Raw genomic sequence first — 17,510 nt, 5'->3', positions numbered from 1 at the left:
GCGGCCTGATCAGCGGGTGAAGACCCGCCGGGCAGGACGGCCGACCGGCGCCGGCGGCGTCGGCGGGCCACCGCCACCGAACAGACGCTCGAAGAAGTTCGGGCCGGAGGAGAAGCTGTTGTCGCTGAGGCTGACCGAGTTCGGCAGCGCCCCCTTCGGACGCGCGTAGCTGGGTTGGGCGTGGGCGACGACGTTCTCGAGATCCTTGCCGCGGTTGTTCTTCAGGATCGCGATCATGGTGGCGTCGCGGCCATAGATGTCCTTGCGGAATTGCAGCTTGCCGGCATCGTCGACGAAGGCGGTCTGGTAGGTGATGTTGACCGGGATCGGCGTCGGGAATTTCAGGTCGATCTCGCTCCGGCCGTACATGCTGCGGATGCGCTCTGGCGTGTAGCGCTCGTTCGGCATGGTGATGTTGAGCAGCACCGACGCGTACTGATCCGGATACTGCACGCGCATGCAGCCGTGGCTGAAGGCGCGCTCGTCACGGGCGAACAGGTTCTTGTCCGGCGTGTCGTGCTGATAGACCAGGAACTTGTTCGGGAAGTTGAAGCGGATGCGGCCGAGCGCGTTGGCCTCGCCCGGCGGCTGCGAGATGTGGATCGAGCCGTCGCGCGCGCGCTCCAGCCGCAGGCCCATGCGGTCCAGCACGGTCGGGTCCTGCTGCAGCGCCGGCAGATACTCGTTGTAGATGATCGACGGCGGCACGTTCCAGGTCGGATTGACCGTGATGAACTTCATCGTCTCGCTGAGCAGCGGCGTCGCATGCTGCCCGGGCTTGCCGGTCACCACGCGGGTGGTCCACACCTGCGCGCCGTGTTGCATCACCTTCAGCGTGTAGTCGGGAATGTTGAGGATCACATAGGCGTCGCCGATCGCAGGCGCGCCGAGGTCGCGCGGCAACCAGCGCCAGCGCTCCATGTTGACGAGGACCGTATCGATCTGCTTGTCACGCTTGGGCGTGTTCAGCGCCTTCACGGTGCGGTCGTCGAGCACCCCGGTCGGCTTGAGGTCGACACTCTCCTGGAACTTGCGGACGGCGGCGGCGACCTTGGCGTCGTAGCGGATGTCGTCGGCATTCTCGGTGAGACCGAGCTTGGCGCGCAGCTTGGGCACGCGCGGGTCGGACATCTGCGCCTCGGCTTCCTGCGCATTCTTGCCGCGGGCCGGGGTGTATTTCAGCGGCTGGCCTTCGTCGATGATGACGGGCGCGCCGTCGGTGACGCCGCGCAGCTCGGCAAGCTTGGCCTTCAAGAGCTTGTAGAGCCGGTGCGGCGGGTTGTAGCTCTCCAGCGCCGCGGAGGCGTCCTTGGCGCCGGTGACGTTGGCCAGCACCTCGTTCGGGTCGATCGGGTGCTCGGGATACTGGATGTCCGCCGAGACCTGCGACCAGTGCATGCGGCCGCTCTGCGCCTGGCGGGCGTAGTCCATCATGCTCTCGGTGAGCCTGAGATCGGCCTCCGCCAGTGCGTCCGGTGCGGAGGCTGCGGCCGCGAAGTCCGGCACCGGATAGTCGCCGGGATTGAGGCCATCGGCCGCTGCATCCTTGAGACGGGCGATGACGCCCTTCGCGGCGGCCGTCAGGTTGCCGCCCTGGGTCCAGATCGGCGCGTAGTCGCGGCCGGTGTAGAATTTCTCGACGGCGGCGCGTTCGGCCTTGCGGTCGAAATACCTTGTCGCCTTGGTCGCCATCAGGTCGCGCAGACGGTCGGCAACCGGCTGATCGGCGGCGGGAACGGTGCTGGCGGCCTTGACCGGCTCTGGGACTGTCGCGGTCGCAGGGGCTGCTGCAGGCGGCGTGGCGATGGTCTTGGCGGGATCGGCCGCAGGCGCCGCGGCAGAGTCGAGCGGCTTGGTCGTCGTCTCCGGCGCCTTGGCCGGGTCGGGCGACACGGTGGCGGTGGTGTCGAGTTTGAAGTCGCTGGCGGTCGGTGGCGGCACGTTGGCCGGCTCGGGGAACGGGATCGCAGCATCGATGGCGAGCTCGGCCGCGCTGCTGCGGGGCGGATCGCTCTGGGCGAAAGCAGAGGTCGAGGACACCGCGAGGAAGGTCGCCGCGACAGCCATGAGCACGCGGTCATATCCGCCACGGGTGGTCACACAATCTCGCATCGTCAATCCCTCGGATGATCTGTCCCGGCTGGAACAGGTGTAACAAGGTCGATCTGCCAGCTTCGGCGTCGGTACCGCCGGTGAGGATGGTTCACGTCTGCACGCAATGATTCACGCCCAAACGATACTCAAGCCCCACTTCTGCGGCCAGCGCCACACGGGACAACTCACGACAAACTGACTCTTGGGAAACCCCGGCCAAACCGATCGTGCGTTTGTGCCACGCGTTATTTCCTTTGTCTGTCACCGCAAGGCAACGGTTCAGATGTTCCAGTGTTGCCAAGACTTGCGGCCTTTTTCGGACGACAGCCGAGCGCGACCATGGTGAGGATCCGAGCGGCTCAGCCGAGCGGCGGGCTTTCCGTCGCGGGCGTCTCGCCATTGGCCTCGTCGAGCTTGCGGTAGAGCGTCGAGCGTCCGATTTTGAGGCGGCGCGCCACCTCAGACATCTGGCCGCGGTAATGGGCGATGGCGAAACGGATGATCTCATGCTCCATCTCCTCGAGCGGCCGCACCTCGCCGCTTGCGGTGAGCAGCGGCAGGAACCCATGCGAGGGCAGGGGGGCAATGGGGACTTCACTCCCCGGCACCATCGCAGGCAGGGGAGGAACGGGCCGCTCCACGGTGAGGGCCGGCGCAGGCTCCACCGGCGGCGCGTGGGTGGGAATCAGCGGAAAATCGGCAACGCCGAGCTGGTCGCTCTCGCCCATGACGACGGCGCGGTAGACCGCGTTTTCCAGCTGGCGGATATTGCCGGGCCAGTCGAGCTTGGTCAGATAGGCGACGGCCTCGCCGGTGATGCCCGAAATGGCGCGGTTCTCCTCAGCCGCAAACCGCGCGAGGAAATGCCGCAACAGATGCGGGATGTCCTCGCGGCGGGTGCGCAGCGGCGGAACGGTGAGCGGCAGCACATGCAGCCGGTAGAAGAGATCCTCGCGGAAGTGGCCTTCCTTGACGCGGTCGAGCAGCCTGCGATTGGTCGCCGAGATGATGCGCACGTCGACCTTGACCGGCTTGCGGCCGCCGACGGCTTCCACGGCGCCCTCCTGCAGAGCGCGCAGCAGCTTGACCTGGGCGGTGAGCGGCAGCTCCGAGACCTCGTCGAGGAACAGCGTGCCGCCATGGGCTTCGACGAACTTGCCCATGTGACGCTCGGTCGCGCCGGTGAATGCGCCCTTCTCGTGGCCAAACAGGATCGATTCCACCAGATTGTCCGGGATCGCGCCGCAATTGACGGCGACGAACGGCTTCGTCTTGCGCTCGCTGGTGCCGTGGATCGCGCGGGCGAACAGCTCCTTGCCGACGCCCGATTCGCCTTCGATCAGCACGGGAATCGACGAAGTCGCGGCCTTCTCCGCGATGCGCAGGATCGGCGCCATCGCCTCGGCGCGGGTGATGATGTCCGCGAAGGTCAGGCGCCCCTCGCGGCTGTGCCGGATGCGCTGCAATTCGCCCTTCAGGGCCGAGGTATTGAGCGCATTGCGCAGGGAGACCTGGAGCCGCTCGATGCCGACCGGCTTGACGACGAAATCCTGCGCGCCGGCGCGCATCGCGGAGACCACGTTGTCGATGCCGCCATGCGCGGTCTGCACGATCACGGGTATCGAGATCCCCGTCTCGCGCATCTTGGAGAGCACGCCCATGCCGTCGAGGCCGGGCATCACGAGGTCGAGCACGATGGCGTCGATGGGGCCGGCATCAGGATTCGTCAGCTTCTCGATGACGGCGTCGCCGGTCTCGACGACGACCGCCTCGTAGCCGCATTTCTGCACCATGTTCTCCACCAGCCGGCGCTGGACCGGATCATCATCGGCAATCAAAATGCTGGCAGCCATGGCTTTCCTTGCACGCTACGACTATCTGTCTCGAATCGGGGCACTCTCGCCGACGCCGATTAACGCAACCTTAAACCTCGCTGATCGGGATAAACGTTCGAACAACAGGTTACCCATCCGATGACCTCGCGCGCCTCTTCTGCCCTTCGCAAGCCGACCAAAGCTGCTCCTCCGCCCAAAACCGCGTCAAAGACTGCCAAGGCCAGGCCGGCCAAGAAGTCCGTCGTCAAGACTCCGTCGAAGCAGGCAGCCGCCAAGACCAAGCGTGGCGCGACGGCCAAATCGTCTGCAAAGCCGGCGAAGAAGGTGGTCGCGGCCAAGACGGGGATCGGGACGCTGCCCGAATGGAATCTCGGCGATCTTTATATGGGCATCGACGCGCCGGAGATCGCTCACGATCTCGCGAAGATGGATGCCGAATGCGTCGCGTTTGAGACCGACTACAAGGGCAAGCTTGCCGAGCATGTGGCGCGCGAAGACGGTGGCGAATGGCTCGCAGAAGCCGTGCGGCGCTACGAGGCCATCGACGACCTCGCCGGACGGCTCGGCTCCTTCGCGGGTCTCGCGCATGCCGGCGACAGCGTCGATCCCGCGATCTCGAAATTCTACGGGGACATCTCGGAGCGCCTGACGGCCGCGTCGACGCACCTGCTGTTCTTTCCGCTCGAGCTCAACCGCATCGACGACGCCGTGATCGCGCGCGCGATGGAGACGCCCGCGCTCGGTCACTACCGGCCGTGGATCGAGGATCTGCGCAAGGACAAGCCGTATCAGCTCGAGGATCGCGTGGAGCAGCTGTTCCACGAGAAGTCGCAGACCGGCTATTCGGCTTGGAACCGGCTGTTCGACCAGACCATCGCCGGTCTACGGTTTCAAGTCGGTGGCAAGGAGCTTGCGATCGAGCCGACGTTGAATTTCCTTCAGGACCGTGACGGCGCCAAGCGGAAGGCCGCCGCCGAGGCGCTGGCCAAGACCTTCAAGGCCAATGAGCGAACGTTCGCGCTGATCACCAATACGCTCGCCAAGGACAAGGACATCTCCGACCGCTGGCGCGGCTTCCAGGACGTTGCGGATTCGCGCCATCTCAACAATCGCGTCGAGCGCGAGGTGGTCGATGCGCTGGTGGCCTCGGTGCGCGCGGCCTATCCGAAGCTGTCGCATCGCTACTATCAGCTCAAGGCGCGCTGGTTCAAAAAGAAGAAGCTCGCGCATTGGGACCGCAACGCGCCGCTGCCCTTCGCCGCCAATGCCACCATCGCCTGGCCCGAGGCCAAGAACATGGTGCTGACGGCGTATCGCGGCTTCTCGCCCGAGATGGCCGACATCGCCCAGCGCTTCTTCGACCAGAGCTGGATCGATGCGCCGGTGCGGCCGGGCAAGGCGCCGGGCGCGTTCTCGCATCCGACCACGCCCTCGGCGCATCCCTATGTGTTGATGAACTACCAGGGCAAGCCGCGCGACGTCATGACGCTCGCGCATGAGCTCGGCCATGGCGTGCACCAGGTGCTGGCAGCGAAGAACGGTGCGTTGATGGCGCCGACGCCGCTGACGCTGGCCGAGACCGCGAGCGTGTTCGGCGAGATGCTGACCTTCAGGCGCCTGCTGTCCGAGACCAAGGACGCGAGGCAGCGCCAGGCGCTGCTCGCCGGCAAGGTCGAGGACATGATCAACACGGTGGTGCGGCAGATCGCGTTCTATTCGTTCGAGCGTGCTGTTCACACCGAGCGCAAGAACGGCGAACTGACCGCGGAGCGGCTGGGACAGATCTGGCTGTCGGTGCAGACCGAGAGCCTCGGCGAGGCGATCGAGATCAAGCCGGGCTACGAGAACTTCTGGATGTACATCCCGCACTTCATCCATTCGCCGTTCTACGTCTACGCCTATGCCTTCGGGGACTGCCTCGTGAACTCGCTCTACGCCGTCTACGAGCATGCCGCCGAGGGGTTCGCCGAGCGCTATCTGGCGATGCTCGCGGCCGGCGGCACCAAGCACTATTCGGAGCTGCTCGCCCCGTTCGGCCTGGACGCCAAGGACCCCAGGTTCTGGGACGGTGGTCTCTCGGTCATCGCCGGGATGATCGACGAGCTGGAGCGGATGGGGTAGGGGCGTATAACATGTGTTGAACGGGTCGAAGAGGCGCGCCGGCGAGGTCAGCGAGGCCAGCCTGACGCGCTGGATCCGTGATAATTGGCCTTGCCAATAGGGCGATCGGAAAAGGTGATAAAACTGCCTTGCATGCCAGCCGTTGCCCTTGCATCGGCTTTGGGGTATGCGACCTTAACAAAGCATATTTTCTCTGGGGGACCCCGATGGCAAACCATGGCGAGATCGCCTACTCGACGGCTGACGGCAACGACTATCTGGCGCATGAGGCCACCTACGAGGGCTTCATCAGGCTGGTGAAGTACGGCACGATCGGCGTCGCTCTCATCGTCATCTTGATGGCTATTTTCCTCGCTTAATGTCGCGATCGGCCCGCCGGCATCCCCGCTGGCGGGCCTTCAGCTGACTGCCGAAGCCGATTGCTGACCAGGCGTCACGCTGTAGCCCATGGACGTCCCGCCCTCTTAAAGCTCGCGCGCGCATTCGCGCCGGAGGCCTCATGAAGATTGCCGTCGCCAAGGAAATCGACCCGTTGGAGCCGCGGGTCGCCGCCTCTCCCGACACGGTGAAGAAGTTCAAGGCGTTGGGTGCCGAGATCGCGGTCGAGCCCGGCGCCGGCATCAAATCCGGCCTGCCGGATTCGGAGTTCACGGCGGCGGGCGCAACCGTGAGCGCCGATGCGCTCAAGGACGCCGACATCATCATCAAGGTGAAGCGGCCGGAAGCCTCCGAGCTTGCCAACTACCGGCGTGGCGCCTTGGTGTTCGCGATCATGGATCCCTACGGCAACGATACCGCGCTCAAGGCGATGGCCGATGCCGGCATTGCCTCGTTCGCGATGGAACTGATGCCGCGCATCACCCGCGCCCAGGTGATGGACGTGCTGTCGAGCCAGGCGAACCTCGCCGGCTACCGTGCCGTGATCGAGGGCGCCGAGGCGTTCGGTCGCGCCTTCCCGATGATGATGACCGCGGCCGGCACCGTGCCGGCGACCAAGGTCTTCGTGATGGGCGTCGGCGTCGCCGGCCTGCAGGCAATCGCAACCGCGCGCCGGCTCGGCGCCATGGTCTCCGCCACCGACGTGCGCCCCGCCACCAAGGAGCAGGTGGAGAGCCTCGGCGCCAAATTCCTGGCGGTCGAGGACGAGGAGTTCAAGAACGCGCAGACGGCCGGTGGCTACGCCAAGGAGATGTCCAAGGAGTACCAGGCCAAGCAGGCGGCGCTGACGGCGGAACACATCAAGAAGCAGGACGTCATCATCACAACCGCGCTGATCCCCGGCCGTCCGGCGCCGCGCCTCGTCACCATGGAGATGGTGAAGTCGATGCGCCCGGGCTCGGTCCTGGTCGACCTCGCGGTCGAGCGTGGCGGCAATGTCGAGGGTGTCAAGCTCGGCGAGACTGTCGAGATCGACGGCGTCAAGATCATCGGCTACCCCAATCTCGCCGGCCGGGTCGCAGCGTCCGCCTCCGGCCTGTACGCCCGCAACCTGTTTTCCTTCATCGAGACGATGATCGACAAGAAGGAAAAGACACTGGCGGTCAACTGGGACGATGAGCTGGTCAAGGCCACGGCTTTGACAAAGGATGGCGCCATCGTCCACCCGAACTTCCAGCCGAAGGCCTAAGGAGCAGAGCCATGGAACATGTCGTCCAAGCCGTCGACCCCTTCGTCTTCCGGCTGTCGATCTTCGTGCTGGCGGTGTTCGTCGGCTACTTCGTGGTGTGGTCGGTGACGCCGGCCCTGCACACGCCGCTGATGTCGGTGACCAATGCGATCTCCTCGGTGATCGTGGTCGGCGCGCTGCTGGCGGTCGGCGTTCCCATGCTCTCGAGCGGCAGCGGTCTGGCGCGAGCGTTCGGCTTCGTCGCGCTGATCTTCGCCTGCGTGAACATCTTCGGCGGCTTCCTCGTCACCCAGCGCATGCTGGCGATGTACAAGAAGAAGTCCAGGTAACAACGCCGCACGACGCGGGATGACAGGCACAACGGGGCATCTGCAATGAACGCCAATCTGTCGGCACTCCTTTATCTCGTGGCAGGTGTGCTGTTCATCCTGTCTCTTCGCGGGCTGTCGAGCCCGGCCTCGAGCCGGCAAGGCAACTTCTTCGGCATGGCCGGCATGGCGATTGCGGTCGCCACCACCCTGGCCGGGCATCCACCGGCGGATGCGATCGCCTGGGTGCTCGTCATCCTCGGCGTTGCGATCGGCGGCGGTATCGGCGCGGTGATTGCGCGCCGGGTGCCGATGACGTCGATGCCCGAGCTCGTGGCGGCGTTCCATTCGCTGGTCGGCATGGCCGCGGTGCTGGTCGCCGCCGGCGCGTTCTTCGCGCCGGAAGCCTTCGACATCGGCACGCCCGGCAACATCCATCCGCAGAGCCTGGTCGAAATGTCGCTCGGCGTCGCCATCGGCGCGCTGACCTTCACCGGCTCGGTCATCGCCTTCCTCAAGCTGTCCGCGCGGATGAGCGGTGCACCGATCATCCTGCCGGCGCGCCACATCATCAACATTGCGCTCGCGGTCGCGCTCGTCTTCTTCGTGGTCCGCCTGGTGATGACCGGCGGCGGCTTCGACTTCCTGATGGTGACGCTGCTGGCGCTGGCGCTCGGCGTGCTCATGATCATCCCGATCGGCGGCGCCGACATGCCGGTCGTGATCTCGATGCTGAACTCCTATTCGGGCTGGGCCGCGGCCGGCATCGGCTTCACGCTCGGCAATTCGGCGCTGATCATCACCGGCGCGCTGGTCGGCTCGTCCGGTGCGATCCTGTCCTACATCATGTGCCACGCGATGAACCGGTCCTTCATCTCGGTCATCCTCGGCGGCTTCGGTGGCGAGACCGCAGCGGCCGGCGGGGCGACAGGCGAGCAGAAGCCGGCCAAGCTCGGCTCGGCCGACGACGCCGCCTTCATCATGAAGAACGCCTCCAAGGTCATCATCGTCCCCGGCTACGGCATGGCGGTCGCCCAGGCGCAGCACGCGCTGCGCGAGATGGCCGACACGCTGAAGAAGGAAGGCGTCGAGGTGAAATACGCGATTCATCCGGTCGCGGGCCGCATGCCCGGCCACATGAACGTGCTGCTCGCCGAAGCCAACGTTCCCTACGACGAGGTGTTCGAGCTCGAGGACATCAACTCGGAATTCGCCCAGGCCGACGTCGCCTTCGTGATCGGCGCCAACGACGTCACCAATCCGGCGGCCGAGGAGGACAAGTCCTCGCCGATCTACGGCATGCCGGTGCTGCAAGTCTGGAAGGCCGGCACCGTGATGTTCATCAAGCGCTCGCTCGCCTCGGGCTATGCCGGCATCGACAATCCGCTGTTCTACCGCGACAACACGATGATGCTGCTCGGCGACGCCAAGAAGATGACCGAGAACATCGTCAAGGGCATGTAGCCCACGGCGTCGGGAGCCATGACGTTTCTGAAATGGCTCCTGATCGTCGTGGCGGCGGTCTACGGCATCGTGCTTGCGGCCCTGTTCGTCCGCCAGCGTGCGATGCTGTTTCCCATTCCGCCGGTCGGCCGCACGGCACCGGCTGCAGCCGGGTTTCCTCAGGCTGAGGAGCATGTGCTGACCTCGGCCGATGGCGAGCGGGTCATCGTCTGGCATGTGCCGGCGAAGCCGGGCCGCAAGGTCGTTCTGTACTTCCCGGGCAATGGCGATTTTCTTGCCGGCGTGGCGTCGCGCTTCAAGGCGCTCACGGCCGACGGTACCGGTCTCGTTGCGCTTTCCTATCGCGGCTATGCGGGGTCCAGCGGCAGTCCCAGTGAGCCCGGGCTGCTGCAAGATGCCGCAGTCGCCTATGCGTTCACGACAGAGCGCTACGAGGCGGGACGGATCGTCGCCTGGGGCTTTTCCCTCGGCAGCGGTGTCGCCACCGCCATCGCGGCGGAGCACCCGATCTCCAAGTTGATCCTCGAAGCCCCTTATACGTCGACCGTGGACGTCGCCTCCGCGATGCTCAGGGTCGTCCCGGTCAGCCTGCTGATGCGCGACAGCTTCCATTCCGACCAGCGCATCGCCAATGTGCATGTGCCGCTGCTGATCATGCATGGCGAACGGGATCCGGCGATTTCGATCCGCTTCGGGGAACGATTGTTCGCACTTGCGCATGACCCCAAGCGCTTCGTACGGTTTCCCGGCGGCGGACATAACGACCTGGATCTTTTCGGTGCGACTGAGACGGCAAAGAGCTTCATCGACAATCCGTAACGTCCGTGGATCGCGGTGGCCGGCCCTGCGCGGGACCATCCTGCTCCTTGTCTTTGCGAGCCTGCCGGTGCAGGCGCATGCGGCCGGGCTGAACGGCTCCGCGATGACCTGGCCGTTCGCGCTGCCGTTCGCGGGACTGCTGTTGTCGATCGCGCTCGGGCCGCTGCTGTTTGCCAGGTTCTGGCATCATCACTACGGAAAGATCGCCGCGGCATGGGCCTTGGTGACGTTGGCGGCGTTGACCTGGAATGCAGGGCTCGGCACGGCGCTCGACGCCTTCGTCCACGCGCTGCTCGCCGAGTATCTCAGCTTCATCGTGCTGCTGTTCGCCCTCTATACGGTGGCCGGCGGCATCCTGGTGACCGGCGACATCAGAGGTACACCTGCGACAAATACGGCCATCCTGGCGCTCGGCACGATCATCGCGAGCGTCGTCGGCACGACGGGCGCCGCGATGATCCTGGTGCGCCCCCTGATCCGCGCCAATCTGAGCCGGCCGCATAATGTGCATGTGCTGATCTTCTTCATCATTCTGGCCGCCAATGTCGGTGGTGCACTGAGCCCGCTCGGCGATCCACCGCTGTTCGTCGGTTTTCTGCGTGGTGTCGACTTCTTCTGGACGACGCAACATCTCTGGCTGCAGACCGCGATCGTCGCCGGATTGCTGCTCATCGTCTTTGCCGCTACCGACTGGTGGCGCTTCCGCGCGGAGAAGCTTGCGTTGCAAGCGTCCGTAACAAGGGAGCCGGTGCGCATTCGCGGCCTCATCAATGTCGTTTTGATCGCCGCGATCGTTGCCAATACGCTGCTATCGGCGACCTGGAAGCCGGGCATCTCCTTCGACGTCTTCGGCACGCATGTCGAGCTTCAGAACCTCGTGCGCGATGCCGTCCTCGTGGCGATCGCCGGACTGTCGCTCTGGCTGACGCCGGACGAGCACCGCGAGGCGAACGGGTTCAACTGGGAGCCGATTCGAGAGGTCGCCAAACTGTTCGCGGCGATCTTCACCGCGATCGTCCCGGTCATCGCCATGCTGAATGCGGGGCGCAGTGGCTCTTTCGGCTGGCTCTTGGATGCCGTGACGACACCCGCCGGCGCGCCGCGGGAGGTCGCCTATTTCTGGTTCACCGGGCTGATGTCGGCCTTCCTCGACAATGCCCCGACCTATCTCTTGTTCTTCGAATTGGCGGGCGGCGATCCCAAGGTGTTGATGGGCGAACTCTCGGGGACGCTGGCGGCGATTTCGATGGGCGCAGTCTACATGGGCGCGCTGACCTATATCGGAAATGCGCCGAACTTCATGGTCGCAGCGATCGCCACTGAGCGCGGCATCAAGATGCCGAGTTTCTTCGGCTACATGCTGCGGGCAGGTGCCGTCCTCATTCCGCTGTTCGTGCTGCTGACCGTGCTTCCGATCCATCCGCTGCTCAGCCCGCATTGACCTGATCGACGGCACTTTCAGAGACCGTCCAGGTTGACCCGGTCACGGCCGGACCGCGTGACGATCGCCTCGCGGTCGCGCATAGTCGGACAGAACGGATCGAAGGACGCGAATCATGAGCGTGAAGGGCGCAACGCCCGCATCATCGGTGATCTTTCCCGGCCTGGCGGTCGCGCTCGTCGCGATCGTCACGGCGACGCATTATGAATTCACGCCCTCGGCCGCCGGCGTGGTCTTCGCCGCAGTGCTGCTGGTGATCCTGTTCGGCACGGTGTTCGCGGCCGTGCACCATGCCGAGGTGATCGCGCATGAGATCGGCGAGCCGTTCGGCACGCTGCTCCTGACCCTGGCGGTGACGGTGATCGAGGTCGCGCTGATCGCCACCATCATGCTCGGCGACAAGGCTGCGCCCGCGCTGGCCCGCGACACCGTGTTCGCGGTCGTCATGATCGTGTGCAACGGCCTGGCCGGCATCTGCATCTTCATCGGCGGCCTGCGCTATCGCGAGCAGGACGTGCTGGTCTCCGGTGCCAATCTGTATCTCAGCGTACTGTTCACGATGGCAACCATCACACTGGTGCTGCCGAATTATACCTTGACGTCGCCTGGTCCGGTGTATTCTGCCGTGCAGATCGCCTTCGTCAGCGTCGTGACGATCCTGCTCTACGCGGTGTTCCTGTATACGCAGACCACCCGCCATCGGGATTATTTCGTCGGCGGCTCGGCTGGGTTCGCCGATGACGATGTCCGGCTGCCGCGTGCGAAGCTGTTGCTCAGTGTCGGGCTGCTGCTGGTCGCTCTGCTCGCTGTGGTCCTGCTTGCCAAGAAGTTCTCGCTGGTGGTCGACGCCGGCGTTGCCGCAACGGGGGCGCCGCAGGCGGTCGCAGGCGTGCTGGTGGCGCTGTTGATCCTGCTGCCGGAGAGTGTCGCCGCCCTCTCGGCCGCCCGCGCCAACGACCTTCAGAAGAGCATCAATCTCGCGCTTGGCTCCTCGCTCGCCACCATAGGGCTGACCATCCCGGCAGTGGCGGTCGCCGCCCATGTGCTGGACAAGCAGCTCGTCCTCGGGCTGGACCCGCAGGGAACAGTGCTGCTGGTCCTGACCTTCGTCCTGAGTATGCTGACCTTCGGCACCGGACGGACGAACATCCTGTTCGGGCTGGTGCACATGGTGGTGTTCGCGATATTCGTGTTCCTGCTCTTCGTCCCCTGATTCAAGAGATCCAGCATGCTCAGCGCTCAGTCCGACGTCCAGGTCGATACGCCCGAAGTCCGCGTCACGGAGTGGCGGCTATTGCCCGGCAGTGCCACGGGGCGCCACGTTCATGAGATGGATTACGTGATCGTGCCGGTCACAGCGGGCGAGATGACGATCGTGGCGCCGTCCGGCGAGCGCTCGAAGGCGCAGCTCGCGGTCGGCAAATCCTATTTCCGAAAGGCCGGTGTCGAACACGATGTGCTGAACGAGACTGGTTCCGAGATCGTTTTCCTCGAAGTTGAATTGAAGCCGTAACCAATTGTTTACCGGGATGCCGCTGATTGTGGTATCTTGAGCCGGCGATCCGGAAGCTGTGGCAACACCCTCGGATTGCTGGCTCCGGTTTCAAAGGATTTCAGGAAACGACTTTTCGGCGGTCGCGTCTGCGCGGAGTGCAGTCTGCGAGCTTCGGAAGGTGTGGGATGGTCCCTTAATTGTGCCTCAAAGTTCCCGCAAATACCGCGCGGGAGTGGTCAGCATGCTGAAATATCTCACAAAGTTCGCCATGGAGATCATCCCGTCGGTGGTTGCCACCATCATCGGGGCCTACATCGTCAATCACTACATCAACACCAAGCCGGACTCGCCGCCATCGACCGTGGCGTCGGTGGCGTCGGCTGCCTACGCCAAGCTCACCGGCTCAAAGAGCGACGCTCCGAAATCCACGGGCAAGGGGACCGACCCTGCCAAGCTGGAAGCGAAGGCCGATCCCAAGTCTGACGCCAAGCCGGCGGAAACGTCGAACGAGGTCTCGAGCATTCCCGCTCCCGGCATCAAGGCCAAGGGCGTGTCCGAGAAGTCGCTGGCCGACAAGGCTGCAGAGAAGGCAGTTGAAGTGAAGCCGGCCGAAACGGCGAGCCTCCCGGCCGATCCGCAGGCCTCGCGCCATCCCGCGTCGCCGCGGGAAAAGCTGATTGCGCGCGGTACTCCGGCCGAGGCCCCAGCGACCCAGCAGGAAGATCGCCGGGATGCCGCTGATCTCGCCCGCGCGGCGATCGAGCGGTTGCGCGCGAGCGAAGGTACCGGCAAGACGGCTGTCGAGAAGCCGTCGAGCGACGCACCCCGGGGCGCTGGCGAGGCGCCGCGCATCGCGACCGTCGCGCCACCGGTGTCGCCGATCCGTCCGCTGCCGCCTCCCGTGACGGTGTCTGCGCCACCGGTCGAGCAGGGCTTTGCCTTGCCGTCGGCCTCGAGCCCGCCCTACACGGGATCATTGCAGCCGGACGGGCGCCCGACGCCTCCGGCGGAGATCCCTGTCCAGCAGTTGCGTCCGCTCGACCTGCGCGCCGACAAGACTGATCCATCGATCAAGGACCAGATGTCCAACGTGGCGCAGGACATGATGTCCGCAGCCAAATCGGTGTTCCACTCGGTGTTGCCGAAGTAGCCGATCGAATCGTTCGCGGACGTGATCGAGGCGGTGGGCCCGGGGGGGGGGCCTGCCGCTTTTTCTTTGGAGTGGCGAACTCTGCAGCGATGCGAGGAGCGGGCGGCGCAGCCCGGATTGACCCCGGTCGCCGGATGGCAGGAGGCGCGAAATCAAAAGAGGCGCCCAAAACAAAAACGCGAGCCAAAGGCCCGCGCTTCAGACGACGTCAGATCAATCAGGCCAGATCAGCGCGGTGCGCTGGGACGGGCACCTGCACCCGGACCACGACCAGCACCACGGTCACCGCCGGGGCCAGCGCCGAACACCGGCTTCGGCTTCATCGGCAGCAGGCCTTCACGCTGCAACTTCTTGCGGGCCAGCTTGCGCGCACGACGCACGGCTTCGGCCTTCTCGCGGGCTTTCTTCTCGGACGGCTTCTCGTAATGGCCGCGAAGCTTCATCTCGCGGAAAATGCCCTCACGCTGCATCTTCTTCTTGAGCGCCTTGAGGGCTTGATCGACATTGTTATCGCGAACGAGAACCTGCACGCGGCATCCTCTTTCTCAGTCTATCGGTTTGAAATCTGGTGAAGCCAGGGCTGGCAGATGGCCGCGCCCTTGACCTTGAGCGCGCCCGTGTATCAGAGGACATCCTCGCTGTCCACCCGCTGACGGGCTCTTGACCGCAAGTTTAACCCCGCCGGAGCGGTTTATTTCAGCCCTGCCTCGGCGGCAGTGGCGAGACCTGGGTCACATGCCCCATCTTGCGGCCCGGACGAGCGGCGCCCTTGCCGTAGAGATGCACGGTGGCGCCAGGAACCGTGAGCCACTGCTCGTAGCTGTCGATCTCGTCCCCGATCAGGTTCGTCATCGTGACGTGACCGTGGCGCAGCGGCTTGCCGAGCGGCCAACCGGCGATCGCCCGGATGTGCTGTTCGAATTGGGAAATCGAGGCGCCATCGAGGGTCCAGTGGCCGGAATTATGCACCCGCGGGGCAATTTCGTTGACCAGCACGCCTGGAGTGGGGCCGTCCGACACCACGAACATCTCCACGGCCAGCACCCCGACGTAGTCGAGGGCGGTGGCGATCCGGCTGGCAATGTCCCTGGCCTCGTCGGCGAGCGCATCAGGGATACGCGCCGGCGCCCGCGACACCTTCAGGATGTGATCGCGATGCTCGTTCTCGGTCACGTCGAAGCACTCGACCTGACCGTCGGCCGCTCGGGCCGCCACGACCGAGATCTCGCGCTCGAACGGAACGAACGCTTCGAGGATGGCCGATTTGGTGCCGAGCTCGGCCCAGATCCGCTCGAGATCGTCACCCTGTTGGATCTTGATCTGACCCTTGCCGTCATAGCCAAATCGCCGCGTCTTCAGCACGGCCGGTAAGCCGATCCGGAACGCAGCTTCGCGCAAGGTGGCGACCGAGGACACATCCGCATAGGGCGCGGTGCCGATGCCCAGCGAGGTGACGAAATCCTTCTCGGTGAGGCGATCCTGGGTGGTCTCGAGCGCCGAACGCCGCGGCAGCACCGGGCGTCTGGCCGCCAGCACCATGGCCGCAGCCGAGGGGACGTTTTCGAACTCGTAGGTGACGACGTCGACATCATTGGCGAACAGCTCGAGCGCCTCGACGTCGGCATATTCGGCGCAGGTTGCGTTCAGCACGACGTCGAAGGCGGGGGAGTCCGGGTCCGGCGAGAACACCTGGCAGCGCAGCCCGAGCCGCGCCGCAGCAAGCGCCAGCATGCGGCCGAGCTGGCCGCCGCCGAGAATACCGATGGTGTCGCCGGGCTTGAGCTTCACCCGATTGGAGTCGGTCACGCCGTGCCCTCCGGACGTTCGGCGATCGCATTGGTCTGCGCCTGGCGCCAAGCCGACAGACGGCTGGCAAGCGCGGAGTCCGAGAGAGCGAGCACGCTGGCCGCCAGCAGCGCTGCGTTAATGGCGCCGGATTTGCCGATGGCGAGCGTTCCGACCGGAATTCCGGCCGGCATCTGGACGATGGAATACAGCGAATCGACCCCCGACAGCGCCTTCGACTCGACGGGAACGCCGAACACGGGCAGTTCCGTGAGCGAGGCCGTCATACCCGGCAGATGGGCGGCGCCGCCGGCACCGGCGATCACGACCTTGTAGCCCGCCGCCTTGGCACCCTTGGCGAAAGCATACAGCCGGTCCGGGGTGCGGTGCGCCGAGACGATCCGGGCGTCGTAGCTCACGCCCAGGGCGTCAAGCGTCTCGGCGGTATGGCGCATGGTATCCCAGTCCGACTGGCTTCCCATGATGATGGCGATCGGGGCGGTCATGACCTCAATTCTTCTCGGGAATCCATCAGCATGGGCCGGAGTATAGGATCGGTCCTGACAGCGGCAAGCCATGGCATGGAGGTCCGAATGGACTATCCTGTCTTGGTCAAGCCCGGCAAGCCCAAACGATGGCGCGGCAGGTGTCCGATGAAAAAGAAGCGCATGGCGGCCGCGTGGCGAGCCGGGAAGCGAAGAACCCGCTACCGTCATCGGCCTTCGCGGCGCGCGCGGGCTCCTGAACCCGGTTCCGTACCGGCAGGCGCGCGGCACACGATCCGACGCCTCAAGGCCGAGTTGGCGACAGCACAGGCCCGGATCGCCGAGCTGACGGCCTCCGCTGAGCGCGATTTCCTGCTCGACATCTTTAATCGTCGCGGCTTCGCCCGCGAACTCCATCGTTCCATCGCCTTCATCAAGCGCTACGACGCGACCGGTGCTCTCATCGTGCTCGACGTCGATCGGCTGAAACCGATCAATGATACGTTCGGCCATGCCGCCGGTGATGAGGTCCTGAAGGCGGTTGCGCGTGTCCTCGGCGAGCATGTCCGATCCTCCGACGTGATCGGTCGGCTCGGCGGCGACGAGTTCGGCGTGCTGCTCTGGCACCTCAGCGCGGCGGACGCACATGCCAAGGCGACGGAGCTGGAACAGGCCATCGACAGCCTGACCTTCACCTTCGGCGATCAGACCGTGCGTGCCGGCGCGTCGGCCGGGATTGCCCTTCTCGACAAGCGCGTCAACCCAGTGCGTGCGTTGGAGGAAGCCGACCGTGCGATGTATATGCGCAAGGCCCAGCGGAGGTACGAGAGCCCCGCGCACGGCACGGCCCTGTCGGGCGACCAGCGGTGACGCTCGTGGGCCGTCC

General features: G+C 65.2%; 16 protein-coding genes. 11 read left to right on the top strand and 5 right to left on the bottom strand.

The window, feature by feature from the left end:
- Positions 1-9: 9 nt before the first annotated feature.
- Both ACQR0W_RS14850 and ACQR0W_RS14845 read right to left on the bottom strand, forming a co-directional pair.
- Positions 10-2,067, bottom strand: a complete 2,058-nt coding sequence (locus ACQR0W_RS14850) for a L,D-transpeptidase family protein (protein WP_315826750.1) — start codon at positions 2,065-2,067, stop codon at positions 10-12.
- A gap of 386 nt (positions 2,068-2,453) precedes the next feature.
- Positions 2,454-3,947 carry a sigma-54-dependent transcriptional regulator gene (locus ACQR0W_RS14845; RefSeq protein ID WP_316171492.1) on the bottom strand — a complete coding sequence of 498 codons (1,494 nt, stop codon included), beginning with the start codon at positions 3,945-3,947 and terminating at the stop codon, positions 2,454-2,456.
- 120 nt (positions 3,948-4,067) lie between these two features.
- Between ACQR0W_RS14845 and ACQR0W_RS14840 the strand changes: the two genes are divergently transcribed.
- The 10 genes from ACQR0W_RS14840 (at position 4,068) to ACQR0W_RS14795 (ending at position 14,354) form a co-directional block, all read left to right on the top strand.
- Complete coding sequence (locus ACQR0W_RS14840; protein ID WP_315753921.1) at positions 4,068-6,050, top strand: M3 family oligoendopeptidase; 1,983 nt, start codon at positions 4,068-4,070, stop codon at positions 6,048-6,050.
- 206 nt (positions 6,051-6,256) lie between these two features.
- Positions 6,257-6,409, top strand: a complete 153-nt coding sequence (locus tag ACQR0W_RS14835; protein WP_315717565.1) for an aa3-type cytochrome c oxidase subunit IV — start codon at positions 6,257-6,259, stop codon at positions 6,407-6,409.
- A gap of 140 nt (positions 6,410-6,549) precedes the next feature.
- Positions 6,550-7,677 (top strand): Re/Si-specific NAD(P)(+) transhydrogenase subunit alpha, encoded by a 1,128-nt coding sequence (locus ACQR0W_RS14830; RefSeq protein ID WP_315717564.1) that lies wholly within the window; start codon positions 6,550-6,552, stop codon positions 7,675-7,677.
- 11 nt (positions 7,678-7,688) lie between these two features.
- Positions 7,689-8,006: a proton-translocating transhydrogenase family protein gene (locus tag ACQR0W_RS14825; protein WP_315717563.1), complete on the top strand. Its 318-nt coding sequence runs from the start codon at positions 7,689-7,691 to the stop codon at positions 8,004-8,006.
- A 45-nt stretch (positions 8,007-8,051) separates the two neighbouring features.
- Positions 8,052-9,449, top strand: a complete 1,398-nt coding sequence (locus ACQR0W_RS14820) for an NAD(P)(+) transhydrogenase (Re/Si-specific) subunit beta (protein WP_315717562.1) — start codon at positions 8,052-8,054, stop codon at positions 9,447-9,449.
- Between the two features lie 18 nt (positions 9,450-9,467).
- Positions 9,468-10,268, top strand: a complete 801-nt coding sequence (locus tag ACQR0W_RS14815; RefSeq protein WP_316171493.1) for an alpha/beta hydrolase — start codon at positions 9,468-9,470, stop codon at positions 10,266-10,268.
- 103 nt (positions 10,269-10,371) lie between these two features.
- On the top strand, positions 10,372-11,709 hold the full coding sequence (locus ACQR0W_RS14810) for a sodium:proton antiporter (RefSeq protein WP_316166936.1): 1,338 nt from the start codon (positions 10,372-10,374) through the stop codon (positions 11,707-11,709).
- A 115-nt stretch (positions 11,710-11,824) separates the two neighbouring features.
- Complete coding sequence (locus tag ACQR0W_RS14805) at positions 11,825-12,922, top strand: calcium:proton antiporter (protein WP_316171494.1); 1,098 nt, start codon at positions 11,825-11,827, stop codon at positions 12,920-12,922.
- Between the two features lie 15 nt (positions 12,923-12,937).
- The gene (locus ACQR0W_RS14800) at positions 12,938-13,222 is read left to right on the top strand and encodes a cupin domain-containing protein (RefSeq protein WP_315717559.1); all 285 of its coding nucleotides are present in this window, start codon (positions 12,938-12,940) and stop codon (positions 13,220-13,222) included.
- A gap of 223 nt (positions 13,223-13,445) precedes the next feature.
- Complete coding sequence (locus tag ACQR0W_RS14795) at positions 13,446-14,354, top strand: hypothetical protein (protein ID WP_316171495.1); 909 nt, start codon at positions 13,446-13,448, stop codon at positions 14,352-14,354.
- A 227-nt stretch (positions 14,355-14,581) separates the two neighbouring features.
- On the opposite strand, the gene rpsU is transcribed toward ACQR0W_RS14795, so the two are convergent.
- The 3 genes from rpsU to purE form a co-directional block, all read right to left on the bottom strand.
- Positions 14,582-14,884, bottom strand: coding sequence for a 30S ribosomal protein S21 (gene rpsU / locus ACQR0W_RS14790; protein WP_315717557.1), 303 nt, complete (start codon positions 14,882-14,884; stop codon positions 14,582-14,584).
- 166 nt (positions 14,885-15,050) lie between these two features.
- Positions 15,051-16,160: a 5-(carboxyamino)imidazole ribonucleotide synthase gene (locus tag ACQR0W_RS14785; protein WP_315753912.1), complete on the bottom strand. Its 1,110-nt coding sequence runs from the start codon at positions 16,158-16,160 to the stop codon at positions 15,051-15,053.
- A complete protein-coding gene (purE, locus tag ACQR0W_RS14780; protein WP_315717555.1) occupies positions 16,157-16,645 on the bottom strand; it encodes a 5-(carboxyamino)imidazole ribonucleotide mutase in 489 nt (162 codons plus the stop codon). Before purE ends, ACQR0W_RS14785 begins: the two co-directional genes overlap by 4 nt.
- Before the next feature lie 87 nt (positions 16,646-16,732).
- On the opposite strand from purE, the gene ACQR0W_RS14775 reads away from it, so the two are divergent.
- The gene (locus tag ACQR0W_RS14775; protein WP_315753908.1) at positions 16,733-17,494 is read left to right on the top strand and encodes a GGDEF domain-containing protein; all 762 of its coding nucleotides are present in this window, start codon (positions 16,733-16,735) and stop codon (positions 17,492-17,494) included.
- The last annotated feature ends 16 nt before the right edge of the window (positions 17,495-17,510 follow it).

Source organism: Bradyrhizobium sp. HKCCYLRH1034 (assembly GCF_051168375.1).
GTDB lineage: Bacteria > Pseudomonadota > Alphaproteobacteria > Rhizobiales > Xanthobacteraceae > Bradyrhizobium.
This window is presented reverse-complemented; position numbering and strand designations above follow the sequence as displayed.